This window comes from Frateuria sp. sgz306004 (assembly GCF_057750885.1).
On sequence record NZ_JBYLFE010000006.1, the window covers coordinates 175,056 to 199,427 of the forward strand.

Below are 24,372 nucleotides of genomic sequence, written 5' to 3' on the forward strand. Positions count from 1 at the left end.
CAGGCGCGCAAGTAGAACTGCACCCGGGCGCACCCCGGGTCGTAGCTAGCCGCGTCCCCGCGAAGTCGCTAAGTTCCGTCGACGCTATCGAGGCTTGCGCAGCGGTTCGAGCAGCGATTTCAGGCCGTTGTGATCGATCTCAAGCGCCAGCGCCAACAGATTCCCAAGATCGCCGGGCGGGAACCCCTTGCGGGCATACCATGCGAGATAGGCGCCCGGCAGGTCGGCGATGAGCCGCCCCTGATATTTACCGTAAGGCATGGTCATGGTGACAAGGCGCTGTAGATCTTCTGGCTTCACTTGGCAAAAACTCTGTACATGTAGGGCATGGCGACGACGGCCGCATCGTAACGTACCGCTTGTTTTCTCTGACAAGTAAGCCATTCACGCGCGTTCTGGGGAAGTTCTGATGAACCGACCTATGGCTCGTCATCCCAGCGAACCCTCGAAAGGGGATTCGCCGGAATGATGATCAAGATAAGCGCATCCTTAAGGAAACTCTGATTTTGATCGTCATCCCAGCGAAGGCTGGAAGCGCCTTTCAACAGCCGAAGGGCTGGTCATCTAGTGCCTGAAATTTTTTAATTGTGAAGACACTGGATTCCTGCTTCCGCAGGAATGACGGACAAGAGGTCGATTCATCAGACCTTCCTTAGGTAACACGCCGAAACGCATGGCCGAATGGCCCCAAGCCCACGATTTCACCGTTCTTGCGGGCAGGGCGTCGACGGTCGGGGCATCGTCCCGCCAAGTATTGCCGTGCTGGCGAGGTCGCATGACTTGACGCGCCCGTTGCCATGATCGGCGCCTATCGCCCGCCGCCCCATTCCTGTCACGGCATCCATGTGGGTCACGCGAAGCGTCGACGCAAGACTGCTAGCTGGCGCACATAACGCCACCCCGACTGCTTCTTATTGTTGCATCTCCACCTGGCAGCACCGGTGGTCCATTAGGCCGACAAGGTCTACGGCGACCCAGACGCGGGCCTTGCTTGCGTTACCCAGTGAACGCTTTCAGTGGCGGTTTGCCCAGCTTCATATCCAGGGGAACTCGCCAGTTTTCCAACAAGGCACCTTCAATCATCGACGCTCTATCGGAACCCGCAACGCCGCTCCCGGTCGAGCGCGAATGGGAAGCGGATCCATCACCCGATCAGCCGCGGCATGGAGGAAGTCAACAACAGATAACGTCAACCGTCGCATCACCAACCCGGATGACTCAAAGGGCACAGAGGTCTCTGTGTTCAATGGGAGATGCGCGCTTTTTTCGCGACAATCGCGTCATTACCCATGACATCGACGCGTAGTCATTTCATTTGGACGTCCATACACGAGCCACCGATCAAATGTATTTACGAGCTTCACCAGCTCTTTATGGCGATGCAACGGTAGGTTCCATATAAACGCACATCGACTGCAGAGACGACGCCAGGGGAAGATTCAAGGACGTCGTCGCCAGAGTCCGCTGGCCTGCAGGCGTTACGCTACGGAATCTCCCTTTATATGAACACTGGTGATTGGGTGCTACCCGAGGTTGCGACGTACTCACTTGCAAAGTCGAGGACAATCACATGGCAACTCGAGTAAACCATCAGGAGATCGTCAAGAAACTCATTGACACCAAGGCGGTTGATTTCAACGCCATTGGCAAGGTCGTGTCAGAGCTCGGGCCGTCGGTGGCTATGGCCGATGAACCCTGGGAGGGGTTCTGCGGCACCATGAGGTTCTTTGTTCGCCTCTACATTATTCACCAACCGGAATTGGGCGGAACCGTGGAAAATCTGGAAGGCTTGAGTAGCTCGGCCGCTGAACTGAGAGGCTAGCCATTCTTGCTGCATCAACCGGTACCCGAGTGGCATCCGAGAGTTTCGCGTTAACCGCGAAACTCTTTTTTACTTCGGTGAAAAAATCTCATTTGAATGGCGTTCGCACGGCTGCCGACAGCGCATCATTCTAGGAGTTACATGCCATGAGCTCAGCCGAGCGCAGGTGGGACACGGAAGATGTCGAAAGACGACTGTGCCACATACTGAGCCTGGCCGAACAAGTCATTGCGCTTCTGGCAAGTCATGGCTACACGGACGGCACAAACCCGAACAACCAAGCACTTCGGCCTGAAAAGGTGATTGCGGAGACGGCGTTGCTGCTATGGGTGGCGTCTCAAGTCAACGATCGGCCGGCGGTCGATGCCAGGGTTCGTCACGTCGCAAGGGAACTCGCACCCTTTGCGCGCAGCGAGCACATGCTCATGCATGTTTGCCTCGATCCGGCCAACACCCTGGATTATGCGCAGGCACACATCGTGCTCAGTCAATTGGGGTTGTTCGATGGCGAGTTCGATGCATCGGTCACGCGCAGCCTCCAATCGCAGGCGGCGCAAGGGAGGGAACGCCCGCCGCATCGGATGCTGGAACGACTGTGGTTCAGCGACCTCCATGCATCACCTTCCCAAGCGGCGATGCGCCGTGGAGACAAGATCGCGGCGCAGACCGTTCTCTTCCATCCTGTGGACCTGCTTCGCGGCAGCCGAGACGACATCTATGCCTTCACGCATGCATTGATGTACACCAGCCGTTTCTGCCCGCCATCGCTTCGCTGGCCGCGACCCGCGAGCGATATTCGAGGCGAAGCTTCATGCCTGCTAGCCCGATGCATGGACGAGCAGGACTACGACCTCTGTGGCGAACTTCTGCTCGCATGGCCGCTCACCCGTGGCCGGTGGAACGCATCGGCCACGTTTGCCTTCCATGTCTTGGCCCGCGTGGAGGATGCGGCTGGATTCTTGCCTGCGCCTACCACGCGTTTGGACAAGCTCAGTACGCTGACAGGCGTGGAGCGCAAGACATACCTTCTGGCCACGGCTTATCACACCATCTATGTGATGGGCCTTCTGTGTGCATCGATTCTTGGGATGAAGCGCTTACCGCCTGTTCGGGTGCCGAGCCATTCGGCGATCCCTGGCGCGGCGAACTGTGTGCTGGAGTTGATGAGTGCGTGTGAGACCTCACCTCACTGGGTTGAGTCTTTTGCCCAACTTCGCACTCGGGAGCGCGACGCGCTCGCGCCTTTGCTTCTGGATATGGGTCTTTTCCGATGCGTAAAGCAGCAGGACTTCCACCACCTTCATCAACTCTTGATGCTCGGGCAGCGGCTTGGTCTGGCTGCCTCACCGGCTGCGAGCCAGGCGGCCGAGTTGTTGGGCAGGATGGCCGATTTTTCTCGCATCACGCACCGTCGGCGCGAGCGCACTACGGCAACCGTAGCTGGCTGAGCCAACCACTTGTAGCGGATGCTTTGGGTGTGCGTGCCAAGCCCCGGCAACAGCGCCTGCGCTGGCAACCCATATAGCCACGCGGTATGCTTTGTGATGATGCACTGCATCAATTCCCCGTAAGCCCCGCGAGTTTCCCCATGTCTGCCCCTATTCCCGCAATCGCCTCGGGTGATGCGCCGGTTCGCGCTCCCCATGTCGGCCTGGTGATCCTTGCCCTTGCTATCGGTGGCTTTGCCATTGGCACCACCGAGTTCGCCACGATGAGCATGTTGCCCTTGTTCGCGCAGGGGCTTGGCATCGATGCACCCACCGCGGGGCATGCGATCAGCGCTTACGCATTGGGCGTGGTGGTGGGCGCACCGGTGATTACGGTGTTGGGGGCGCGTTTGCCGCGCCGTCGACTGTTGGTGCTGTTGATGGCCATGTTCACCGTGTTCAACGGCCTCACGGGCTTGTCGCCGAGTTATCACTGGATGCTGCTGTTCCGCTTTTTGAGCGGCCTGCCGCACGGCGCGTACTTTGGCGTGGGTGCGCTGGTGGCCAGCTCGCTAGTGCCGGCGAACCGGCGTACCCGCGCGGTGGGGCAAATGTTCCTGGGCCTCACCTGCGCCACCATTGTGGGCGTGCCGCTGGCGAGCTGGCTGGGCCAGGCGGTGGGTTGGCGCTGGAGTTTTGCGCTGGTGGCCTTGCTGGGCGTGGCGACCATGAGCGCGGTCTTGGCCTTCGCGCCGAACACGCCGGCCGACCCGAACGCCAGCCCGCTGCGCGAGCTGGGCGCGCTCCGCCGGCCACAGGTGTGGATCACGCTGGGCATCGGCGCCATTGGTTTTGGTGGCTTGTTCGCGGTGTATACCTACCTGGCGGACATCATGCTGCGCGTCACGCACCTGTCGCTGGATACCTTGCCGTGGGTGATGGGCGTGTTCGGCGTTGGCATGACTCTGGGCAATGTGGTGATACCGGTGTTTGCCGATCGCGCACTCATGCGCACGGCGGGCGGCTTGCTGCTGTGGAGCATGATCATGCTGGCGCTGTTTCCGTTCTCCGCCGGCAACGTATGGACACTCAGTGCCTCGGTGTTCCTGGTCGGCATGGGTGGTGCGCTCGGCACCGTGCTGCAAACACGCCTGATGGACGTGGCCGGCGATGCGCAAGGGCTCGCGGCGTCGCTCAACCACTCCGCCTTTAACGCCGCCAATGCGCTGGGCCCGTTCCTGGGCGGCCTTGCCATTGCCAACGGCTACGGCTGGACCTCGCCCGGCTGGGTGGGCAGCGCGCTGGCCTTGGGCGGTTTGTTGTTGTGGTTCGTGTCGATGGCGATGGATCGACGCGACGACGATGCCGCCGTAGCCGAACCCTGCTGATAGCGACGCGCCCGCCGTCCACGGCGGCGCCTGGCACTTGCGTGCTGATCGCACGCACACGGCCGTCCTCCCATGAGTCAGCACCACCTGCGTGTCGCGCAGGTGAGTGATCGCGTGCGCGACGTCGAAAAGTGTGACCGCAGCGTGTCAATAGGATTATCTGATATTGACGCAGTGCAGCATGCGTCATAGCCTGGAAACGTCGCGTGCATGGACCAGCGTTGGTGCGACGCAAGAACTTTCATGGACACATAAACAGAGGGTACGCCATCGCTTTAATCGCCTGACTTTGGGGAGACAACATGAAATACCGACTTATGCGACGCCCTTTGGCGGCCGCACTGCTGCCTCTTTGCGGTTTGAATCTTGCCCTGGCCTCCACCGTTGCCCGCGCCGACGACACCGTCGACCCCGCATCGCCGACCACGGCCAAGCAGCTCCAGCAAGTCGTTGTTACCGGCACACGCGCCACTGATCGCACCGCTGCCGAATCGCTCTCTCCCATCGATGTACTGACGCCCGCCGACCTTACCGCCAGTGGCAGCACCGACCTGGCCAGCGCGCTCAGCACCCTGCTCCCTTCGCTCGATTTTCCACGACCGGCCATCAACGACGGCAATGACGCCATTCGTCCGGCGACGCTGCGCGGCCTGTCGCCCGACCAAGTGCTGGTGCTGGTGGATGGCAAGCGTTACCACACCACCAGCCTGGTCAATTACAACTCGTCGGTAGGGCGCGGCTCGGCGCCGGTGGATCTCAACTCCATCCCCATCTCGGCCATCGACCACATCGAAGTGCTTCGCGATGGTGCCGCCGCGCAGTACGGCTCCGATGCCATTGCCGGCGTGATCAACGTGGTGCTGAAACACGGCGCCCCAGCCGGCGGCAACAGCGTAACGGCCAGCGGCGGCATCATGGACAAGGGCGACGGCGCGCAGAATGGCGTGCAGGGTTCCGTGGGCATTCCGCTGGGCGGCACCGGCGACCAGGCACCCGGTTGGGCGCGCCTGGCGTGGAATTACCAGAATGCCATGAACACCAACCGCGCCGAGAACACCGACAAGGCCACCACACTGGCCGGCGCGCCCAACCCCAGCGGCATTCCGTACGAGCGCTACGGCGACCCCGCGGTGAAGACGTACCAGGTGCTGCTCAACTTCGGCTACACCTTTTCGCCGGCGGTGGAGTTGTACGGCTATCTCAACGGCAGCAAGCGCGACGTTACCTCCAACGGCTACTACCGCGCGTACGACTCCGCGCGCAATGTGCCGGAGATCTACCCCAACGGTTTCCTGCCGCAGATCGTCAACCACAGCAACGACGTGGCGGCCGTGCTTGGCGTACGCGGCAAGACCGATGGTGGCTGGCACTGGGATTTCTCGCTGGACTACGGCGAGAACAACCTGGTGTTCGATATCCAGAACAGCGTGAACACCAATCTCTATTACACGCTGGGTTACTCGCCCACCTATTTCCATGCCGGCACGTTCCGCAACAAGCAGGGTGTGGCGAACCTGGATCTGAGCAAGGAGTTCAATTGGGGCTTTCTGCCCAACCCGGTTACGGTGGCCTTTGGCGGCGAGTACCGCAAGGAAACCTATGTGATCGACGCGGGCGACCCGGATTCGTATTTCTTCGATCCGAACACGCTCATCCCCGGCACCACCTCGCCCTACGCCGGCGGCTCGCAGGTATACCCCGGCCTGACGCCGGATGTGGCGGGCAGCTTCGGGCGGCATAGCGAGGCGGCCTATGTGGATTTCGAAACCGACCTCACCAGCAAGCTCTCGGCGGGCCTCGCGGGGCGCTACGAAGATTACAGCGATGCCGGCTCCACCAAATCCGGCAAGTTCTCGGCACGCTACCAGTTCACCGATACGTTCGCGCTGCGCGGCACGGTATCCAACGGCTTTCGCGCGCCGTCGCTGGCACAGCAGAACTACGAGTCGGTGGTTACGCTGATCCAGAACGGGCAGCTCGCACAGATCGGCACGTTCCGCACCTCCAACCCGGCGGCCATCGCGCTGGGCGCCAAGCCGTTGAAGCCGGAGAAGTCCACCAACTACAGCCTGGGCGGCGTATGGCAGCCGCTGGAGAATTTCAGCGCCACGCTGGATCTGTATCAGATCCGCATTGGCAACGAGATTCTCTACTCCGACCAGATTGCGGTGACACCTACGGCCACCAGCCAGGTGACCGGTGCGCAGTTCTTCGTGAACGGTGCCACCACGCGCACGCGCGGCGCGGACCTGATCACCAACTACCGCCTGGACCTCAACGACTACGGCAAGCTCAACCTCACGCTGAGCGGCAACTACAACTCCACCAAGGTATTGAGCGTATCCACGCCGGCGTTTGGCCGCGCCAGCGAAGGCCTGCTCACGGACGCCACGCCCAAGACCAAGTGGATCATCGGCGGCGATTGGCAGCTGCGTGATTTCACCCTGCATGCCAACCTCACCCGCTACGGTGCGGTGACACGCCTGGGTGACCTCAGCGACGGCAGCGAAGACCAGACCTTCGCCGCGCGCTGGCTGCTCGACCTGGCGGGCAGTTACAACCTGCAGGCCTGGACCTTCACCCTGGGCGTGGACAACCTCACCAATCAGTACCCCACCAAGGCCACGCTGGCCAACGTGTACGAGGACCGCGCGGACGGTTTGCAGTACTCCGCGTTGTCGCCGTTCGGCTTCAACGGGCGCTACTGGTACGGCAAGGTCACGTACCGCTTCTGATCCGGGGCGAGTGCGCCGTCATGCCGTCGCACGCGGACGGTGCACTCCGCAGCCATTCCACGATGTGGATATCGCTTGGGGGGTAAGGGATGGGAGAAGGGTCTTGTAGCCGTGCCATGAGCCGGCGCGATCTGCTGCGCATGATCGGCCAGGCCGCGGGCGGCGCCGTGATGTATCAGGCGATGAGCAGCCTGGGTTTGGCCGAGCCATCCACGTACCGGGGTACGCCCACGCTGGGCAGTGCGCCGCGTGGCGCATCGGTGCTGGTTCTCGGTGCGGGCATCGCCGGCATGGTGGCAGCGTACGAATTGCGGAACGCGGGCTATCGCGTGCAGGTGTTGGAGTACAACCATCGCCCCGGCGGCCGCAACTGGTCGCTGCGCGGCGGCGACCGCTTCACCGAACTTGGCGGCGCTACGCAACATTGCCAGTTCGACAACGGGCTGTACCTCAACCCGGGGCCGTGGCGCATTCCCTATCACCATCACGGCATCCTCGCCTATTGCAAGAAACTTGGCGTGGCGCTGGAGCCGTTCGTGCAGGTCAATCACAACGCCTATGTGCACAGCGCCAAGGCGTTCGATGGAAAGCCCCAGCGCTACCGCACGTACAACGCGGACTATCGCGGCCACGTGGCGGAACTGCTCGGCAAGGTCACGCGGCAGGGCGCACTGGATGCCGCCGTGACGCACGAAGACCAGCAACTATTGCTTGAGTCCCTGCGCGACTGGGGCGCCCTGGATCGCAACTACGCCTACGTGCGCGGCACCCAGAGCAGCGACCGACGCGGCTATGACAAGGAACCAGGCGGCGGCTTGTCCGCGCGGCCTGTGCCCTCCACACCGCTGTCGCTTCACGACATGCTGGCCTCGCGCCTGTGGCAAAACCTGTCAGCCGGCGAGATCTACGAGTTCCAGACCGCCTTGATGCAACCGGTGGGCGGCATGGGTCGCATCGGCGAAGCCTTCGGCCAGGCACTGGAGGGTTTGATCCGTTATCACGCCAAGGTCACCGCCATTCAGCAGGACGAACACGGCGTGAGCGTGACCTACGAGGACACGCGCACACCCGGCCCCGTGCACACCGCGCAAGCGGACTGGTGCCTATGCACCATCCCGCTATCGGTGCTCAGCCAGTTACCCATGAACGTCGGGCCGGCCATGGCCGAAGCGATCGCCGCGGTGCCGTATGCGTCGTCGGTCAAGGTGGGCTTGCAGTTCAAGCGTCGCTTCTGGGAGGAGGACGAGCACATCTACGGCGGCATCAGCTACACCGACCTGCCCATCAGCACCATCAGCTACCCCAGCAGCGGCTTTCATGGCAGTGGCAAGGGCGTCTTGCTCGGCGCTTATATCTGGGGCTCCGACGCCTATGAGTTCACCGCCATGTCGCCGCAGGAGCGCATACGCAAGGCGGTGGAATACGGCAGCCAGATCCATCCGCAGTACAAGCAGGAGTTCGACACGGGCATGGCCGTGGCCTGGCATCGTTCACCCTTCACCATGGGCTGCTTCGGCGTGTGGTCGGAGGAGTCGCGCGCCGCGCACTACGACAACCTGTGCCAGATCGACGGACGCATCGCATTGGCTGGCGAGCACGCCTCCTACCTGCCGGCCTGGCAAGAGGGCGCCGTCACCTCGGCGCTGGATGCCATCGGCCGCCTTCATCAACACGCTATCGCGAGGGCCGCGGCATGAGCACATCGTCTTTCTCCCGCCAGGCTTGTCGCCAGGCGCTCGCGGCGTGCCTGCTCCTGGCGCTGGCGTGGGATGGTCATGCGCAGTCGTCGGACAACGCCGGCCACATGGCTGGCACGCTCGCGCATGCCGATGGCGCGGCGGTGTTCCAGCGCATTTGTCAGGGCTGCCACATGCCCGATGCGCGTGGCGCCACCGGTGCAGGCAGCTATCCAGCGTTGGCGGAAAATCCGCGACTGGTCTCGCCGCAGTACATGGCGGCGGTCATCCTGCACGGCCGGCGCGACATGCCTGCGTTCGGCCCGGTGCCGGCCGATGAGGAAAGCGCTTTCAACCGCACCTCGCTCAGCGACGCGCAGATCGCCGACGTCATCAACTACGTGCGCAGCCATTTCGGCAATCGTTACCCGGACACGATCAGCGCCAGCGACGTCGCCGCCCTTTCCCACGAACACTAAGGAACACCCGCATGACTCAAGGTTCTCGTTGGTTGCTCGGCAGCGCCTTGCTGCTCACACTCAGCGCCCCTCAGGCGGCCGAGGTGGTGCGCCACCCCATTCCCGGCAGCAGCTTTCCCATCGCCGCCGCTGTGGAGGTGCCGGCCGGCAAGGCCACGGTGTACGTGAGCGGCAACGTGCCGCCGGTGGTGGACCCCAGCGCCCCCAAGGATTCGCCCGAGGCCTATGGCGACACCCGCACGCAAACCATCGGCGTGCTCAGCGCGATCCAGAAGCAACTGCAAGGCATGCACCTTGGCCTTGGCGACGTGGTGAAGATGCAGGTGTTCCTGGTGGGCGACGAGGCGCATGGCGGGCACATGGATTTCGCGGGATTCATGGCTGGCTACACCCAGTTCTTCGGCACCACCGCGCAGCCGAACCTGCCCGCGCGCTCGGCCTTTCAGGTGGCGGCGCTGGCCAACCCCGGCTACCGGGTGGAGATCGAGGTGATCGCGGTGCGCCCCTGAGTCGCCCCGCGGACCGTGGCGACACCCGCCGGTTCCCTTGTGTCAGGCGATGGTATTTGGACGTCCAGCGCGCGCCAGGCCTTGGCGCGCCTGGCTTATAACCCAGCGTTGTATGCAGATGAGGAATGCTCATCTGGCAAAGCCTTTCAATCGTTCCAAACCCGCGCTTCCATAGGAACCGTGCTCGGCACCCACACCAGCGCGTGTGGCCTGCCTTCGAGCCGCCGGGGTTCCCCGATCCCGGCGAAGGGGCTTGAGCCCATACACAGATTGCCGCCAGCGCGGGACTCTCCTGACTCGCGTAACGCGCATGGATGCGCGAGGCGGCACCCAACGTTGCGACCCATCAGAGAGAGACCACCACTTGAATCGTCCTAGCGCATCCTACCTGCGCGTCGGCACCCTCGCCCTTGCGACTCTGCTCGCGCTCGGCGCCGCGCCCGCCTTTGCCCAATCCACCACCGGCAGCATCTTCGGCCAGGTGGCCGCCGGTCAGGGTGATTCCGTGCTGATCAAAAGCAGCACAGGCCTCAGCCGCACCGTGTCGGTGGACAGCCGCGGCCGCTACAACGCCACCGAGCTGCCGCTGGGCAGCTATACGGTGTCGCTGCTGCAGGCGGGCAATGTGGTCGACAGCCGCAATGACATCTCCCTGCGCGTGGGCGCCGGCACCGAAGTGTCGTTCGAGGCCGCCAAAAACCTGGGCGCCGTGACCGTGTCGGCCAACACCACGCCGCCGATCGACGTCACCACGGTGGACTCGCGCACCGTCGTCACGGCCCAGGAGCTGGCACGCCTGCCGCTGGCGCGCTCGGCCGAAGCCATCGCCCTGCTCGCCCCCGGCGTGGCCAACAACAGTGGCGGCTATACCAGCCCCACCGGCCAGGCGCTGGCCAGTTTCGGCGGCTCGGCCGCCAGTGAGAACGCGTATTACATCAACGGCTTCAACACCACCGAACCGCAGCGCGGCCTGGGTGGCCTCACCCTGCCCTACGGCGCCATCGAGCAGCAGGAGATCTACACCGGCGGCTACAGCGCGCAGTACGGCCGCTCGGATGGTGGCGTGATCAACATGGTGGGCAAGCGCGGAACCAACGAGTGGCATTTTGGTGGCCAGGTGCTGTGGGAGCCGGAGTTCGCCCGTTCCGACGCCACCAACACCTACTACACCAACGGCCTGCCCGCCTCGCCCATCGCCGGCAACCTGTACGACCCCAACAGCAAGAACCGCCAGTGGTCCACTACGTATGACGCCTATGTGGGCGGCCCGCTGGTGAAGGACAAGCTGTTCCTGTTCCTGGCGGCCGAAGCGCAGCGCCAGGACGGCAACACGGTGAACGAGGTATCCAACGCCAAGCCGTACGTGAACTACCACTACGCCTTGCCCAAGTGGTACGCCAAGTTGGATTGGAATATCACCGACAGCAACATCCTGGAGGTTACTGGCGCATCCAACAAGCGCGAGACCTCCGGCACCATCTACAACTACAACTACACCACGCTCAGCCAGGGCAGCTACATCAACCAGAACGATCGCACCAAGACCGGCGGCGATCTGTACACGGCCAAGTTCACCAGCTATCTCACCGATAGCCTCACGTTCTCGGCCATGTACGGCAAGATGAGCACCACCAACTACGACGTGCCGGGCAACTACGACGGCAGCCTCACCTACCTGGCCGATACCCAGAACCAGAACCCGGCGCTCAACGGTGGCAACCCGATCACCAACAGCCAGGTCACTTCGTCGTTGTTCAACCCCAACCGCAAGAACACCACCAACAACCTGCGCGTGGACCTGAGCTACCAGCTCGGCTCGCATACGCTGTCGGCGGGTATCGACAACCAGAACTCGCGCGCCATCGACCAGGGCAGCCAGACCTCCGGCCCCGGCTATTACTGGGATTACGCCTATACCACCACGCCCGGCGTGGCGCTAATTCCCAACCTGGGCGTGGGGGCGCCGGCGAACTACCCGGGCGGCGCATCGGGCTACTACGCCATCCAGTACGTCAACAGCTCCATTGCCAGCGTGCGCTCGGCGCAACGCGCGCAGTACATCGAAGACAAGTGGCAGCTCACCGATCGCTGGCTGCTCTCGCTGGGCCTGCGCAACGACCAGTTCACCGACTACAACGCCAATGGCCAGGCCTATATCCGCCAGCGCAGCGCGCAGTGGGCGCCTCGCCTGGGCTTCAGCTGGGACGTGAACGGTGATGCCAGCTTCAAGGTGTACGGCAACGCCGGCCGCTACTACCTGGGCTTGCCGCTCAACCCGGCACTCAATGCGGCCGGTGCGTACGTGGCCACCCAGCAGTACTTCACCTATACCGGCATTGCGGCCGACGGCACGCCCACCGGGCTTACCGCGTTCTCCAACCCGGTGTCGCCCAACAACACCTATGGCGTGCTGCCCGATCCCAAGACGGTGACGGCGCAGAACATCAAGCCGGAGTACCAGGACGAGTTCATCCTGGGCTTCACCAAGGCTATCGACAACCAGTGGGTGTACGGCGCCAAGCTCACCCAGCGCATCCTGCGCAACGGCATCGACGACTACTGCGACGTGCCTGCCATCGAGAACAAGGCAGCCGCGCTGGGCTACAGCGTCAGCGCCACCAACAGCTGCTACCTGATCAACCCGGGCCGCGCCAACACCTTTACCGTGGTGGATACCAGTGGTACCTATCGCAACGTCACATTGACCAATGACGAGATGGGCTTCCCGGCACTCAAGCGCAAGTACTACGCGCTGGAGGCGTTCCTCGAGCATCCGTTCGACGGCCACTGGTACGGCAAGATCGATTACGTGTTCTCGCGCAGCTACGGTGATACCGAGGGCCAGCTGCGCTCGGATATCCGCCAGACCGCCGCCTCCACCAGCATCGACTGGGATTTCCCGGCGCTGATGTCATACAGCAACGGCGCGCAGAGCAACGACCACACCCACCAGATCAAGCTGTTCGGCTATTACCAGTTCACGCCGGAGTGGCTGGTGAGCGGCAACGTGTCGCTGGTCTCGGGCAACCCGCGCAACTGCCTGGGCTACTACGGCCCCGGCCAGACCGACCCCGACGGCTACGGCAGCTACTACCACTGGTGCGGCGGCCAACCTTCGCCGCCGGGCACGCATCGCCTGCCGTGGAACAAGCAGGTCGATGTCGGCGCCACCTATAGCCCGGACTTCGCCGCGCACAAGCTCGCGCTGTCGCTCAACGTGTTCAACCTGTTCAATTCACAGGCCATCCTCAACGCGTACCCGTACTATCAGATCTCGCCGGGCACCGCTGACCCGCTGTACGGTTCGGCGGTGGTGCGCCAGCAGCCTCGCTATGTGCGTTTGAGCGTTACCTACGACTACTGACGGTCCCTGGCGCGGCGGCCCCCTCGCTGCCGCGCCACGGCGGATGATCCTCAACGAGTCATCCGCCGTTCTCTTCCACCGGCCGGGTCCATCCGGCGCATCGCAAAGGTGTTCCACCATGTTTCTACCGGCCCTGCTTCGTCGTGCGCCCCTGGCGCTCTCCATGGCCCTGCTGTCGCCCGTGCTTGCCCACGCGGCACAGGAGAGCGAGCCCACCACCATTGCCGATGCGCTCAAGGCCTCCGCACAACAGCATCGCCCGGTGCTGGTCGATTTCCAGGCGGTGTGGTGCTACTCCTGCTACTACATGGCCAGCCACGTGCTCACGGGCCCCGATTGGGAAGCCGTGAAGCGCAAGGCCATCGTGGTGGAGTCCGATGCCGATTCCCCAGAAGCGCAGACCTGGATGAAGAAGCTCAACGCGGCCTTCCTGCCCAGCTACGTGGTGCTCGACGCCAAGGGCAACGAACTGGGTCGCATCGCCGCCGAGCAGCCGCGCGACAAGTTCTATCCGCGCATCAACGCCATCCTGGCGCACGGCGACACCCTGGAAGGTTTCAAGCAGCGCGCCGCGCAAGGTTCGGTGGACGACGTGGCAAGCGCGCTCGACGCCTACCAGGCACGCGGCGACGGCGCGGGCGGCCTCGCCTGGTTCGCCAGCCTGCCCGCCAGCACGCAGGCCAATGCGCGCAAACAGCCGCGCGTGACGCTGGCGCTTGATCAACTCGCCCTCGCCAAGGCCAGCGACGCCAACGACGATGCCGCCGTGGTGCGAGCGGCACAGAAGCTGTTGGCACAGGACATCGGCTGCCAACGCCCTTACGTGCTGGACAGCCTGCTCGAAGCCAGCGCCAAGCAAGCCGCTGCGGCGCGCAAGGCCTTGCTGGCGCCCCAGCGCGCGCCGTTGGACACCTATGTGAACACCCAGGTATGGGTCGCCACACCGGCCTGCGCGGACCAGCGCAGCGCGGTGATCGCCAGCGCCGATCTCGACAAGGCCCTGGGCGACCACACCGCCGAACAGGCCGTGCTCGATCGCGCCATCACGCTCACGCGCCAGCGCCTGGGCAACAACCTCACCAGTGATCGCAACCTGGCCGACAACCTGCGCGTCTACCTGGCTCGCGCCGAACGCAAGGATGAGCTGGATGCCTATCAACGCCAGTTGATCGCGGCCTATCCCAACGACTATGTCTATGCGTATCGCTACGGCCGCAGCCTGGTGGAAACGGGCAAGCCTGCCGACGCGTTGCCGTTCCTGAGCAAAGCGGCGGACAAGGCGTATGGCGCCAACCGCCTCTCTGTGGCCTTGCAACAGGTACGCGCGCTCAAGGCGCTGCACCGCTCGGCCGAGGCAAAGAAATTGGCGGACGATGTACTGGAGGCCAACGGCCCGTGGTTCCCCAAGCAGGCCGAAGTACTAAGCGCCGAGCTGAAATCCTGACAGGGTCCCACTGACGGATGGTCGCGCCCTCGCGCGCCATCCGTCTGTGTGCTGTCGTGATGGCGGAACGCGTTACAGATTCTCCAGGAACGTGGCCGATGGCACGAAGAACAGACTGCCTGTGACCGCCTTGCTGAAATCGAGCAGGCGATCGTAGTTGCCCGGCGGCGAGCCGACGAACATGTTCTCGAGCATCTTCTCGATACGCGCGGGCGAACGTGCGTAGCCGATAAAGTAAGTACCGAACTCACCCTTGCCGATCTCGCCGAACGGCATATTGGCGCGCACGATCTCCAGCTCCTCGCCGTTCTCCTCGATGCTGGTCAGCACGTTGTGGGCGTAGCTTGGCTTGGCTTCGTCATCCAGCTCGATATCCGACAGCTTCTTTCGGCCGATGATCTTCTCCTGCTGCTCCACCGGCACGGCGTTCCACGCCTTGAGGTCGTGCAGGTACTTCTGCACGATCACATAGCTGCCACCGGCGAAATCCGCGTCTTCGGCGCCCACGATGGTGGCGTCGAGCGCAGCCTGCTCCACCGGATTTTCCGTGCCATCGACAAAGCCGAGCAAATCGCGCTCATCGAAGTACTTGAAACCATGTACCTCATCGACCACCTCGGCCACCCCGCCCAGGCGCTCCATGATCTGCGCGGCCAGCTCAAAGCAAAGATCCATCTGCGTGGCACGGACATGGAACAACAGATCGCCCGGCGTGGATACGGCGTGATGCACACCGCGGATTTCCTTGAACGGATGCAGCTGCGCCGGACGCGGCTGGCCGAACAGGCGATCCCATGCATCAGAGCCAACACCTAGCACGCAAGAGAGTCTGCGCTGCGGATGACGAAAGCCAATGGCGCGAAGCAACGATGCCATGTCCGCGCAAAGCGCATGCACTGTGTCGCGTGCCTCCGGCACGGGCTTGAGGGTAACCACCAGAAAAATGGCGGCGTGCGTCAGTGGGTTGGTTACCGGTTGCGTCGTGACGGATGACACCGTGGGCTCCTTGTCTTGGACTGTTTCAGTGAATTGCATAGTGCGATGAAGCATCGTGGTGCGGAACCCTTCGGCTACTCACCATCGCTGCGCTCGGTTTGCCCAAGGCGGAACCGATGTCGTCACGAAACGTATTTTCTTGCGTGACGTCTGGCGTTTTCTAGCCTATTCGTCAGATGGACTCAACAAATTTTGCCGTGTTAGCTTCCCGTGCCAGATCAGGGGAGAACGTATGTTTGGCCATGTCGTCGCGCTTGCCGCGACCGTTGGCGTGCGCACGGAGCCGCGCCACGGAAGGAACACTCACCCGAAACCGGCTCGCGTCCGCCGCGATGCACGCCACGGGCCCATGTGCCGCCAAAGCCCCGCACACATAGGCTGCGCCGTCGCGCAGGCCGCCGATTCCGCCTGCGGGTGAACCGCAGCGCGCGAAAGCAAGCAAAGGAAGTGACGTACTACCTGGCGGCAACCTGGCGTTGCCACTGTCATTGACACCGATAAGGACAATCATGCGACATCTGCTTCTTTCCGCATCACTCGCCGCCGCTCTGGTGGCCGCCCCCTTCGCTGCCATGGCCCAGGAGGGCGGCAACGGCGATCTGTTCGTCAGCGGCAGCGTGGGTACCGCTCATTCCGACGTCAGCGGGCTTACCTCGCGCAACGACACGGGCTTTGGCGCGAACTTTGGCTATCGCTTCAACGACACCTGGGGCCTGGACGTGGGCTATGTGGACCTTGGCAAGCCTGAGGCCAAGAACTATCCCGTGGGCTCGAGCACGCTCAACCTCAAACTTGGCGTGACGGGCTGGACGCTGGGTGCAAACGGCAAGTTCGACTTTGCCCAACACTGGTATGTGAGCGCCCGCGCTGGCGTGTTCTTCTCGCGCTCCAAACTCACCGTGGAAGGCTACTCCGACAGCATCACCGACCACGACACCAACCTCTACGTCGGTGCCGGCGCGGGCTACAACATCAGCCGCAATCTCAGCATCGGCATCAACTTCGATCGCTACGAGGCCAAGGCCAAGAGCTTCCTCACCCACACCAACAACCCGTACCTGCTGTCGGGCACGCTGGAATACCGCTTCGGTATCTGACGCACCCCGTGACCAGCGCGCCCGTGCTCACGCACCCGCGCGCTGCACGCAAGAAAAAGCCGCCGCCTTTGCACGAAAGGCGGCAGCTTGAACCGTCATGCCACGGCGCGATCAGCGACCGTCGCGCACATCGTGGATGGCATGCTCGACCGCGTGCGATGCCTCATCGATATGCATGAGCGCACGATCCTTCAGGCCACGGGTTTCCGGATCGTCTTCTTCGCGATCCACGTCGTGGTGCACCTTGTGCAAAAGCTCCAGCGCCTTGTGCAGGCGGCCCGGATGATCGAGCGAGGCGTCGATCGGCGGGTGGTCTTCCAGCGGTTTGCCGTCGTCGATGGCGGCATGCTTGATCTCGCCGATGGCGCGATCGATTTCGGTGATGGCCACGTCCTCCTGAGCGCTCACAGCGGCATCGCCGGGGCGATGCTCCAGCATCCAGCGCGCCGCGCGCAGATCCGAGAGGGCATGCAGGTAGTACGGGTGGCGACCCGGCAGATCGGCGTGCGCGGCCAACGGCAGCAGCAGACCAAGACCGGCCGTCAACATCATGCGCTTCAACAGCAACTTCATGCGTCCTCCAAGGAATTCGGTGCGCGGGTTGAGCGACGCCGCACCATCGCGGCGTCGTGGCGCATCAGATATCGGTTGTGGATTACGCGATCCTTTCCTCGACGCGTCGCGTTTATCCATTCCTTAGGAATGTGCGCGCGTCCGCCTTCTTGGTGACAGTACGAGGTCAGCGCGAACCGGCCAGCGACACCGCGAGTTGTGCTTCGGGCCCGGCACCCGTGACCACGCCATGCTCGGTAAGTACCTGCACCTGGATCGTCCGCGATGGCATGGGCAGCTCGCCGGCCACCCGCTCGGCGGACACCGTGAGCGTGTCGCCCTGCCGCCTCGCGCGATAGCGGGTGAGGCGATACTGCCCGTGCAGGTAGCCGTAGCCATCGCCGGCGTCTTCGTAGAGTTCACCCTGCGCTTGCCCTTGCGCATCCAGCGAGATCAGCAGGGTCAGCGGGTCGAACGATTCCTCGCCCGTGTGCTGCACCACGCGCCCCAGCGGCACGATGGCGCCGCCGCGCACCTTGAGCGTGGGCTGCATGGGGTCGGCAACATCGCCATCCACCAGCGATGCGTCACGCCACACGCCCGATGGCAGCGCCTGCTTGCCCGGCCAGCGCGGCACCACCAGCAGATCGGCACCCAGCAAGAACGCACGTTCTTCGGCGCGCAGGCGAAGATCCTTCGGATCGGCGAAGAACGCCGGCCGCATCACCGGCAAACCATCGACCGACGCTTCGCGGAACACCGTGTAGAGGTACGGCAGCAAGCGATAACGACGCTCGATGGCGATACGCGCGGTGTTCTCCACCGCCGGGCCAAACGCCCACGGCTCCTTGTCGTTGGAATCCTTGATGGCATGCCCGCGCGCGAAGGGATAGAACGCGCCTACGCCAATCCAGTTCGCCCACAGGTCGGCCGTCGCCTTGCCGCCGAAACCACCGATATCGGGGCCACTGAACGGCTGCCCCGACAAGCCCAGGTTGATCGACATGGGAATCGACCACTTGAGGTATTTCCAGTCCGACGCGTTGTCACCCGTCCAGGTGGCGGCATAGCGCTGGCCGCCGATGAAGTTGGCGCGCGTGAGCACGAACGGGCGACGCTCCGGTTGCGCGGCCTGAATGCCATCGCGCGTGGCGCGCACCATCAGCATGCCGTACACGTTGTGATACTGCAGGTGCGGGCCCGGCGCGAGATCGTCGCCGCCGCGATGCTGGGCATCCTCCGGCGCAGTGTAGCTGGGCACGTTGAACACCGACGGCTCGTTCATGTCGTTCCACACGCCATCCACGCCCTGCGCGATGAAGCCCTTGTACAGCGCAGACCACCAGGTGCGCGTGGCTGGGCGGGTGAAGTCCGGAAAGGCCACCATGCCCGGCCATACCTCGCCGTGGAAGGTGTCGCCTTTGGCGTCCTTGAGCCACACGTCCTGCGTGGTGCCGCTGGCGTACACGCTGTACGCGGGGTCCGCCTTCACACCCGGGTCGATCATCCACACGCTGTGGAAGCCGCGCGCATGCAAGGCATCGTTGAGCCCCTTGGGGTCGGCGAACGTCTTGGTATCGAAGGTGAAGACGCGAAAGCCGTCCATGTAGTCGATGTCCATCCAGATCGCATCGGCGGGAATGCGACGCTGGCGGAACTGCTCGGCGATCTGCAGCACCCGCGTATCCGGCGTGTACGACCAACGGGACTGCTGATAGCCCAGGGCCCAGCGTGGCGGCAGCGGCATGGTGCCGGTCAGCGCGGCCAGGCTCTGCACCACGTCCTGCGGCGTGGCCTGCTCGATCACGATCACCGGCATGGCCGGCCCCTGCACGTCGAACACGATCTGCTTGTCGGTGCACAAGGTGGCGCGCCAGGTGGAGTCGAACAGCACGCCGAAGGCGCTGCCATCCTTGCGTACGCCCAGCACCCAGGGATGCGACTGGTACAGGCGACGACCATGGTCGCGCTCGTAGGCGGGGTTGTCGGTATTCCACAGCACTACGCACTGGCCGTTGCGCCGCAGCGGCCCGGTGACTTCGCCGGTGCCATACAGGTCAGCCCCGGAGGGTACGTCCACCGTCACCACCGTGTGGTCGCCCCGACGCACATAGCGCGGGCGCAGGCCGGTGTCGGTCGGCGCGGGGCCTTGCATCACCGGCGGCTTCGCCAGCGCCAGCGAGTTGGGGTAGGTCGTCATGCCTTGCGGCAGGAAGGCCACCACGCCATCGCCCATGCGCTGCGCCGTGCCGATGGGCAACGCTTGGTCCGCCATCGCCAGGCCATGCCACAGGCCAAGGCACGCGGTGAGTGCGCGTGTCGCCAACGAAGCCACGCGTCGTGCATTCCAGTAAGCGCCCATGTGATCCGCTCTCCCCTGATGGAACCGGCCATGCCAGGCCATGGCCCGGCCGTTCGATGGCATTCGCTGGCGCGATCGCACCGGCGCCCCACCCATCATTTAGATCGAGATAAGTAAGCCCGAATTCACGCCGGCCGTCCACATGCCACATACGCCGACGCATGGCCGCCACGACGCACGCCGAGGCCAGAGGCTAGGCATCGCCTGTGACAGGCTGACGATGGCCGCTTCGATGCCCCGCACGCTGCACGAACGCAACGCAACGGCTGCGCCAGCGCCATGCCGTCAGCGAGCGATGAACGGCGCGATGGCCGACTCGTCGTCGCGCAGCGCGCTGCGCAGTTGCAGCAGATGCCCCAGCGCCGGCTGGCAACTGGCCCGCGCCCAGGGCAGGGCCTGGGTGGTGAGGGTGATGGCGTGTTCCACCGCGCGGTCGGCTGTTGACCAGTGCAGCGCGTTCGGCGCGTCGTACAACTGCGCCAGCGCCAGCACGGCATGCTGCATGGTGTCGCGCAAGGGCGGCGGCAACTCGGCGTGCTCCATGTCCAGGCGCAGCTCGATCAGTGCACGGCCGCAGTCGTGTACCGCCAGCCCCCAGGCCAGCAAACCACGCGATTCCTCGCTGTAGGCGGGCGTGAACTGCACGATCTGGTGAAACAGGTCGCGGTTGGCGCTTTCGAATCCGTACAACAAGCCTTCCAGTGGCGATGTCGCCGCCTGCTTCACCTGGCGCCGCAGTTGCGTGAGCTGGCGCTGACGCAACCAGCGCGTGCCGACCAGAGCGGGCATCACCATGAAGGCAACGCCGGTGACGGACAGGCCAAACAACGACGCCAGCGATTCGTTGAGGAAGCGCTCGGGCCCGTAGACCATGGGGTTCTTCAACGCCAGCGTCAGCACGAACCCCAGCGTGTAGCCCGCGCCCACGCCGGGCAACGTCGCGTTGCGCGTACTCAGGTACGGCCCCACCAGCAGCAGCGGCATGGTCGCCAGCACCAGCATCAGGAACCCATCGCTGCCAGGCAGCAGACCGAACAACACGATGAACGATGCGACCACGCCCACGGCGAACCCGCCCACCGTATAGGCCGTGGCGGTAACCGGCGAAGGCGACGTCGCCAGCAGCCCGGAAAACAAGGTAGCCAGCAACATCGCCGTGGGGCCGGAAGGCCAATCGGTGGCGAGCCAGAACACGCTCAGCCCGCCCATCACCAGCACGGTGCGCAGCACGGCGAACAGCGGTGCGGCGCGATCGTTGGCGCGCTTGAAGGTGACGCGCTCGGCGGTGCCTGCGTGCGCATGGGTGTCGCGCAGGCTGGCTTCGGCGGCGGCGACATCGCGCAGCTCGCCCGTGAAGCGACGCAGCAAGGCGGTGCCGCTGTCGAACTCCAGCAGCAGCGCGGACTCCTGACGCAACGACGTGCGCAGTTGCGCCGCCAGCACCATCAGTTGCGCATCGCAGGCCGCCAGCCGCGAGGCCAGCATGCGGGGATCTTCCGCACCCTGCCCCTGCGCCGACAGGGCATGCGCAACGGGTTCGCATAGCTGCACCAGCGCACCGGCCGTGCGCGGGTGATGGTGGCGTTGCAGGCGATCGATCAGGTGCTGCAGCGACTGGAAGCTGGTGGCGGCGGCCATGTAGCGCAGGTTGAACAGACGCATGCGGCTGCTGCGCGCACGTGCGTGGGGATCTTCGAAGATCACCGACGCACGCAGGTCTTCCAGTTGCACCGAGGCACGCACCACGCGCAGGTGCGCCTGCTCCATGCGCTCGCGCGGCGTGACGCCACCCAGGCACTCCCGGGTGAAGACGATGAAATGTTCGTAGTGCTCGCGCACATGCCGGTTCAAGGTATCGCGCAGGCGCTCGGGCAAGATCACGTCGCTCACCAGCCCTGCGACCACGATGCCCAGCATCACCTCGCTCACGCGAAGCATGGCCGTGTCGAACACGCTGTAGGGGTTGTTGATGGCCGGCAGCGCTACCACCGAGGCGGTGTAGCCGGCGAGCACGAAACCGTAGGACATGAAGTTGCGGTAGAGCACCGCGCCGCCCGAACACAGGCCTACCCACAGCGCCAGGCAGGCCAGGAAGGGTTCGCGATCCTGAGGAAAGGCCGCCATCAGCAGCACGGCGAACAGGCTGCCGGCCAGCGTACCCAGCGCGCGATAGAAGCTCTTGGCCATCACCATGCCGGTATGCGGATGCATGACGATGGAGACGGTGATCATCGCCGTGGCCGGTTGCTCCAGCTGGAACAACATCGACAGCCACGCGGTGAGATACAGCGCCAGCAGGCATTTGCCGACGAAAATCCACGCCTGTCGCTCGCTGGCCAGAAAGGCGGTAAAACCGCCCGGGGACCGCGCGCTGGCGCGATCCGGATCGGTGACGGACATGGAGCTGCTACCGAGCCGACAACGACAGGAGGAAGCGGCCGTGTGCACGGCGGCGAGGCAACCACCCTCGGCGCCATGCGCGGGGCGAACATGCGGACACGGCAACGCGGAGTCGGTCGATCAAAGGAAAACCTGCGGGTGTCGGCATAGAGGTCACCGGCCAGCGGGCCGGTGCGGGTAACGCGATGACGCGAGACGCCGTGGGCGAGGCCTCCCACGGCGCGGATGCAAACGCTGGGCGCGTCGCAGGTGGCGACGCGCCATCGCGTATCAGCTTTGCACTTCGATGTACTGCGCGGGGCTGCGCGCAATACCGATCAGGGCGAGGTTCTTCAGACGCTTGATGCGACGCGGCAGCTCGTCCACCGACGACTTCTGCGCATCCAGCGGCGAGCGCGACGTGGCGACCAGGCGGTGTCCATCGCACAGCGTCACGGTCAGCGCCAGCGCCGCCTGGGTGCTGCTGGGCGCGCCGTTGTGCGCGGCCGGCTGGCAGTAGGCATCGTCGTGCGGCGCGGCCTGCTGGCTCACCTCCACCACCCAGCGCTCGCCGGCGCTGGCGGTCGCCACCGCGTTGGGGATGGCCTGCACCATCTGCGTCTGGCTGGCGTTGGGCAACTGGCCGCGCACTTCCACCGGCAGGGTGGGCGCCGCCTTCTCCCAGCGGTACACGGTGTCATCGCCGGTGGCCCACTTGGCCTCGACGGTGGCGTGGCAACCGGCCAGCACCGCGATCATGGCGAGGGCGCAGGCAAGGAAAGGAAGTTGGCGTAGCAGGTTCATGGTGGCGTATCTCGTTGGGCGAAAGGGAGAGCCGGGCTCTCCGGGAGTGCTCGCGCCGGGCGACGGGCCCGGGGCGTAGCGGACGAAGGGGCGTGTAAGGCCGATCCCCGTGCGCAAGGCACGGCGATGGACGGGTCAACGGGGGAAGGTGCAGCGCTAGGTGATGTGCCGCAGGGCGCGCACGTCAGCCAAGGTGGTCGGCCGTCGCGGCGACGACGGGAATACAGGCGCGGTCATGGGGCGAAGCACGAGCGGAGCAGCGAAGTGGCGAGTGTTACGGATTCGTTGCCGCGGATAAATCACCGCCCGCGACCTTCACTCGGTCCTGTCGATCCCCAATGCATCGGCGCGATGCGCGGCGAATCAGTCGCGGGTGTCGCGCTCCCACGGCGCGCCGCCTTCCCACTGCTCGGCGAGCAGGTCGATGAAGGCGCGCGTACGCGGCGGCAAGTGACGACGGCTGGGATACACCAGGCGAATCGGGTCCGGCGGCGGCCGATAGGCGCGCAACACTTCCACCAGGCTGCCGTTGCGCAGGTCCTCGCCCACGATGTAGTTGGCCAGATACGCGAGGCCGAAACCGGCCAACGCCGATTGGCGCATCGATTCGGAACTGTCGGTGCTCATGCGGCCCGGGCCGTCGTACACGTACGGGCCCTCGGGCGTTTGCAGATGCCATACGCGCGGGCGATCGCCACTCAAGTAGACGATGGTGTCGTGCGAGGCGAGATCCTGCGGCGTCTGCGGCGTGCCGTGGCGCGCGAGGTACGCGGGCGAGGCGCAAACGATGAACTGCTGCCACGCCACGGTGCGGGTGAGCAACTGGGAGTCGTCCTTGGGGGCGCCGATGCGCACGGCGACATCCAGCCCTTCTTCCACCAGGTCCACGTAGCGATCGGTAAACCACAGTTCGGTGCGCAACTCCGGCCACTGCGCCAGGTACGCATGCAGCACCGGCAGGATGTGCCGCTGCCCGAACGACGGCGGCGTCATCAGCTTGAGCGTGCCGGTGGGACGACTGCGGCGCAGCGCCATGGTGGCGTCCACGTCTTCCAGTTCGTCCAGGATCTGCCGCCAGCGGTCGTAGACGATGGCGCCTTCGTCGGTGAGGCTGAGCTTGCGCGTGGTGCGGTTGAGCAGGCGCACGCCAAGCTGGGTTTCCAACCGCACGATGCTCTTGCCCACCGCCGAGCGAGTCAGCCCCAGCGACGTGGCAGCAGCGGTGAAACTGCCGGTCTTCACCGCCGAAACGAACGCGGCGATGTCACCGAAGCGGTAGGGTTCCATGAGCGAAGGGGTCGGTACGGGCGATAGTGCAGCGCAGCATTAGAACAAACC

At 64.3% G+C, this 24,372-nt stretch carries 18 protein-coding genes; 10 read left to right on the plus strand and 8 right to left on the minus strand.

Translation table 11 applies throughout. The annotated features are described in order from the left end of the window. Positions 1 to 84: 84 nt before the first annotated feature. A complete protein-coding gene (locus AC3G2C_RS14530; RefSeq protein ID WP_488385338.1) occupies positions 85 to 300 on the minus strand; it encodes a DUF3820 family protein in 216 nt (71 codons plus the stop codon). A gap of 1,270 nt (positions 301 to 1,570) precedes the next feature. On the opposite strand from AC3G2C_RS14530, the gene AC3G2C_RS14535 reads away from it, so the two are divergent. The 9 genes from AC3G2C_RS14535 (at position 1,571) to AC3G2C_RS14575 (ending at position 14,844) form a co-directional block, all read left to right on the plus strand. Then, on the plus strand, positions 1,571 to 1,822 hold the full coding sequence (locus AC3G2C_RS14535; protein ID WP_488385339.1) for a hypothetical protein: 252 nt from the start codon (positions 1,571 to 1,573) through the stop codon (positions 1,820 to 1,822). Between the two features lie 146 nt (positions 1,823 to 1,968). After that, positions 1,969 to 3,270, plus strand: coding sequence for a DUF6895 family protein (locus tag AC3G2C_RS14540; protein ID WP_488385340.1), 1,302 nt, complete (start codon positions 1,969 to 1,971; stop codon positions 3,268 to 3,270). A gap of 140 nt (positions 3,271 to 3,410) precedes the next feature. Beyond that, positions 3,411 to 4,637, plus strand: coding sequence for an MFS transporter (locus tag AC3G2C_RS14545; RefSeq protein ID WP_488385341.1), 1,227 nt, complete (start codon positions 3,411 to 3,413; stop codon positions 4,635 to 4,637). A 302-nt stretch (positions 4,638 to 4,939) separates the two neighbouring features. After that, on the plus strand, positions 4,940 to 7,372 hold the full coding sequence (locus AC3G2C_RS14550) for a TonB-dependent receptor plug domain-containing protein (RefSeq protein WP_488385342.1): 2,433 nt from the start codon (positions 4,940 to 4,942) through the stop codon (positions 7,370 to 7,372). 116 nt (positions 7,373 to 7,488) lie between these two features. Further along, complete coding sequence (locus AC3G2C_RS14555; protein ID WP_488385343.1) at positions 7,489 to 9,069, plus strand: flavin monoamine oxidase family protein; 1,581 nt, start codon at positions 7,489 to 7,491, stop codon at positions 9,067 to 9,069. Next, positions 9,066 to 9,527 (plus strand): c-type cytochrome, encoded by a 462-nt coding sequence (locus AC3G2C_RS14560; RefSeq protein WP_488385344.1) that lies wholly within the window; start codon positions 9,066 to 9,068, stop codon positions 9,525 to 9,527. Before AC3G2C_RS14555 ends, AC3G2C_RS14560 begins: the two co-directional genes overlap by 4 nt. A gap of 11 nt (positions 9,528 to 9,538) precedes the next feature. Next, positions 9,539 to 10,036, plus strand: coding sequence for a RidA family protein (locus AC3G2C_RS14565; RefSeq protein ID WP_488385345.1), 498 nt, complete (start codon positions 9,539 to 9,541; stop codon positions 10,034 to 10,036). 364 nt (positions 10,037 to 10,400) lie between these two features. Next, positions 10,401 to 13,400, plus strand: a complete 3,000-nt coding sequence (locus AC3G2C_RS14570; RefSeq protein WP_488385346.1) for a TonB-dependent receptor — start codon at positions 10,401 to 10,403, stop codon at positions 13,398 to 13,400. A gap of 118 nt (positions 13,401 to 13,518) precedes the next feature. After that, positions 13,519 to 14,844 carry a thioredoxin fold domain-containing protein gene (locus AC3G2C_RS14575; RefSeq protein ID WP_488385347.1) on the plus strand — a complete coding sequence of 442 codons (1,326 nt, stop codon included), beginning with the start codon at positions 13,519 to 13,521 and terminating at the stop codon, positions 14,842 to 14,844. Positions 14,845 to 14,916: 72 nt separating this feature from the next. Here AC3G2C_RS14575 and AC3G2C_RS14580 read toward each other — a convergent pair whose 3' ends face one another. Next, positions 14,917 to 15,840 (minus strand): Dyp-type peroxidase, encoded by a 924-nt coding sequence (locus tag AC3G2C_RS14580; RefSeq protein ID WP_488385348.1) that lies wholly within the window; start codon positions 15,838 to 15,840, stop codon positions 14,917 to 14,919. 172 nt (positions 15,841 to 16,012) lie between these two features. After that, positions 16,013 to 16,351, minus strand: coding sequence for a hypothetical protein (locus AC3G2C_RS14585; RefSeq protein ID WP_488385349.1), 339 nt, complete (start codon positions 16,349 to 16,351; stop codon positions 16,013 to 16,015). Here AC3G2C_RS14585 and AC3G2C_RS14590 point away from each other — a divergent pair. Then, the gene (locus tag AC3G2C_RS14590; RefSeq protein WP_488385350.1) at positions 16,350 to 16,937 is read left to right on the plus strand and encodes an outer membrane beta-barrel protein; all 588 of its coding nucleotides are present in this window, start codon (positions 16,350 to 16,352) and stop codon (positions 16,935 to 16,937) included. The two genes, AC3G2C_RS14585 and AC3G2C_RS14590, sit on opposite strands and share 2 nt — an antisense overlap. A gap of 111 nt (positions 16,938 to 17,048) precedes the next feature. On the opposite strand, the gene AC3G2C_RS14595 is transcribed toward AC3G2C_RS14590, so the two are convergent. The 5 genes from AC3G2C_RS14595 to AC3G2C_RS14615 all read right to left on the minus strand — a co-directional run bounded on the left by AC3G2C_RS14595 (position 17,049) and on the right by AC3G2C_RS14615 (position 24,321). Then, positions 17,049 to 17,510 (minus strand): hypothetical protein, encoded by a 462-nt coding sequence (locus tag AC3G2C_RS14595; protein WP_488385351.1) that lies wholly within the window; start codon positions 17,508 to 17,510, stop codon positions 17,049 to 17,051. A gap of 166 nt (positions 17,511 to 17,676) precedes the next feature. After that, positions 17,677 to 19,851: a TIM-barrel domain-containing protein gene (locus AC3G2C_RS14600; protein WP_488385352.1), complete on the minus strand. Its 2,175-nt coding sequence runs from the start codon at positions 19,849 to 19,851 to the stop codon at positions 17,677 to 17,679. 285 nt (positions 19,852 to 20,136) lie between these two features. After that, a complete protein-coding gene (locus tag AC3G2C_RS14605; protein WP_488385353.1) occupies positions 20,137 to 22,251 on the minus strand; it encodes an FUSC family protein in 2,115 nt (704 codons plus the stop codon). Positions 22,252 to 22,521: 270 nt separating this feature from the next. Then, complete coding sequence (locus AC3G2C_RS14610) at positions 22,522 to 23,034, minus strand: hypothetical protein (RefSeq protein ID WP_488385354.1); 513 nt, start codon at positions 23,032 to 23,034, stop codon at positions 22,522 to 22,524. Between the two features lie 363 nt (positions 23,035 to 23,397). Further along, positions 23,398 to 24,321: a LysR family transcriptional regulator gene (locus AC3G2C_RS14615; RefSeq protein ID WP_488385355.1), complete on the minus strand. Its 924-nt coding sequence runs from the start codon at positions 24,319 to 24,321 to the stop codon at positions 23,398 to 23,400. Between the last annotated feature and the right edge of the window lie 51 nt (positions 24,322 to 24,372).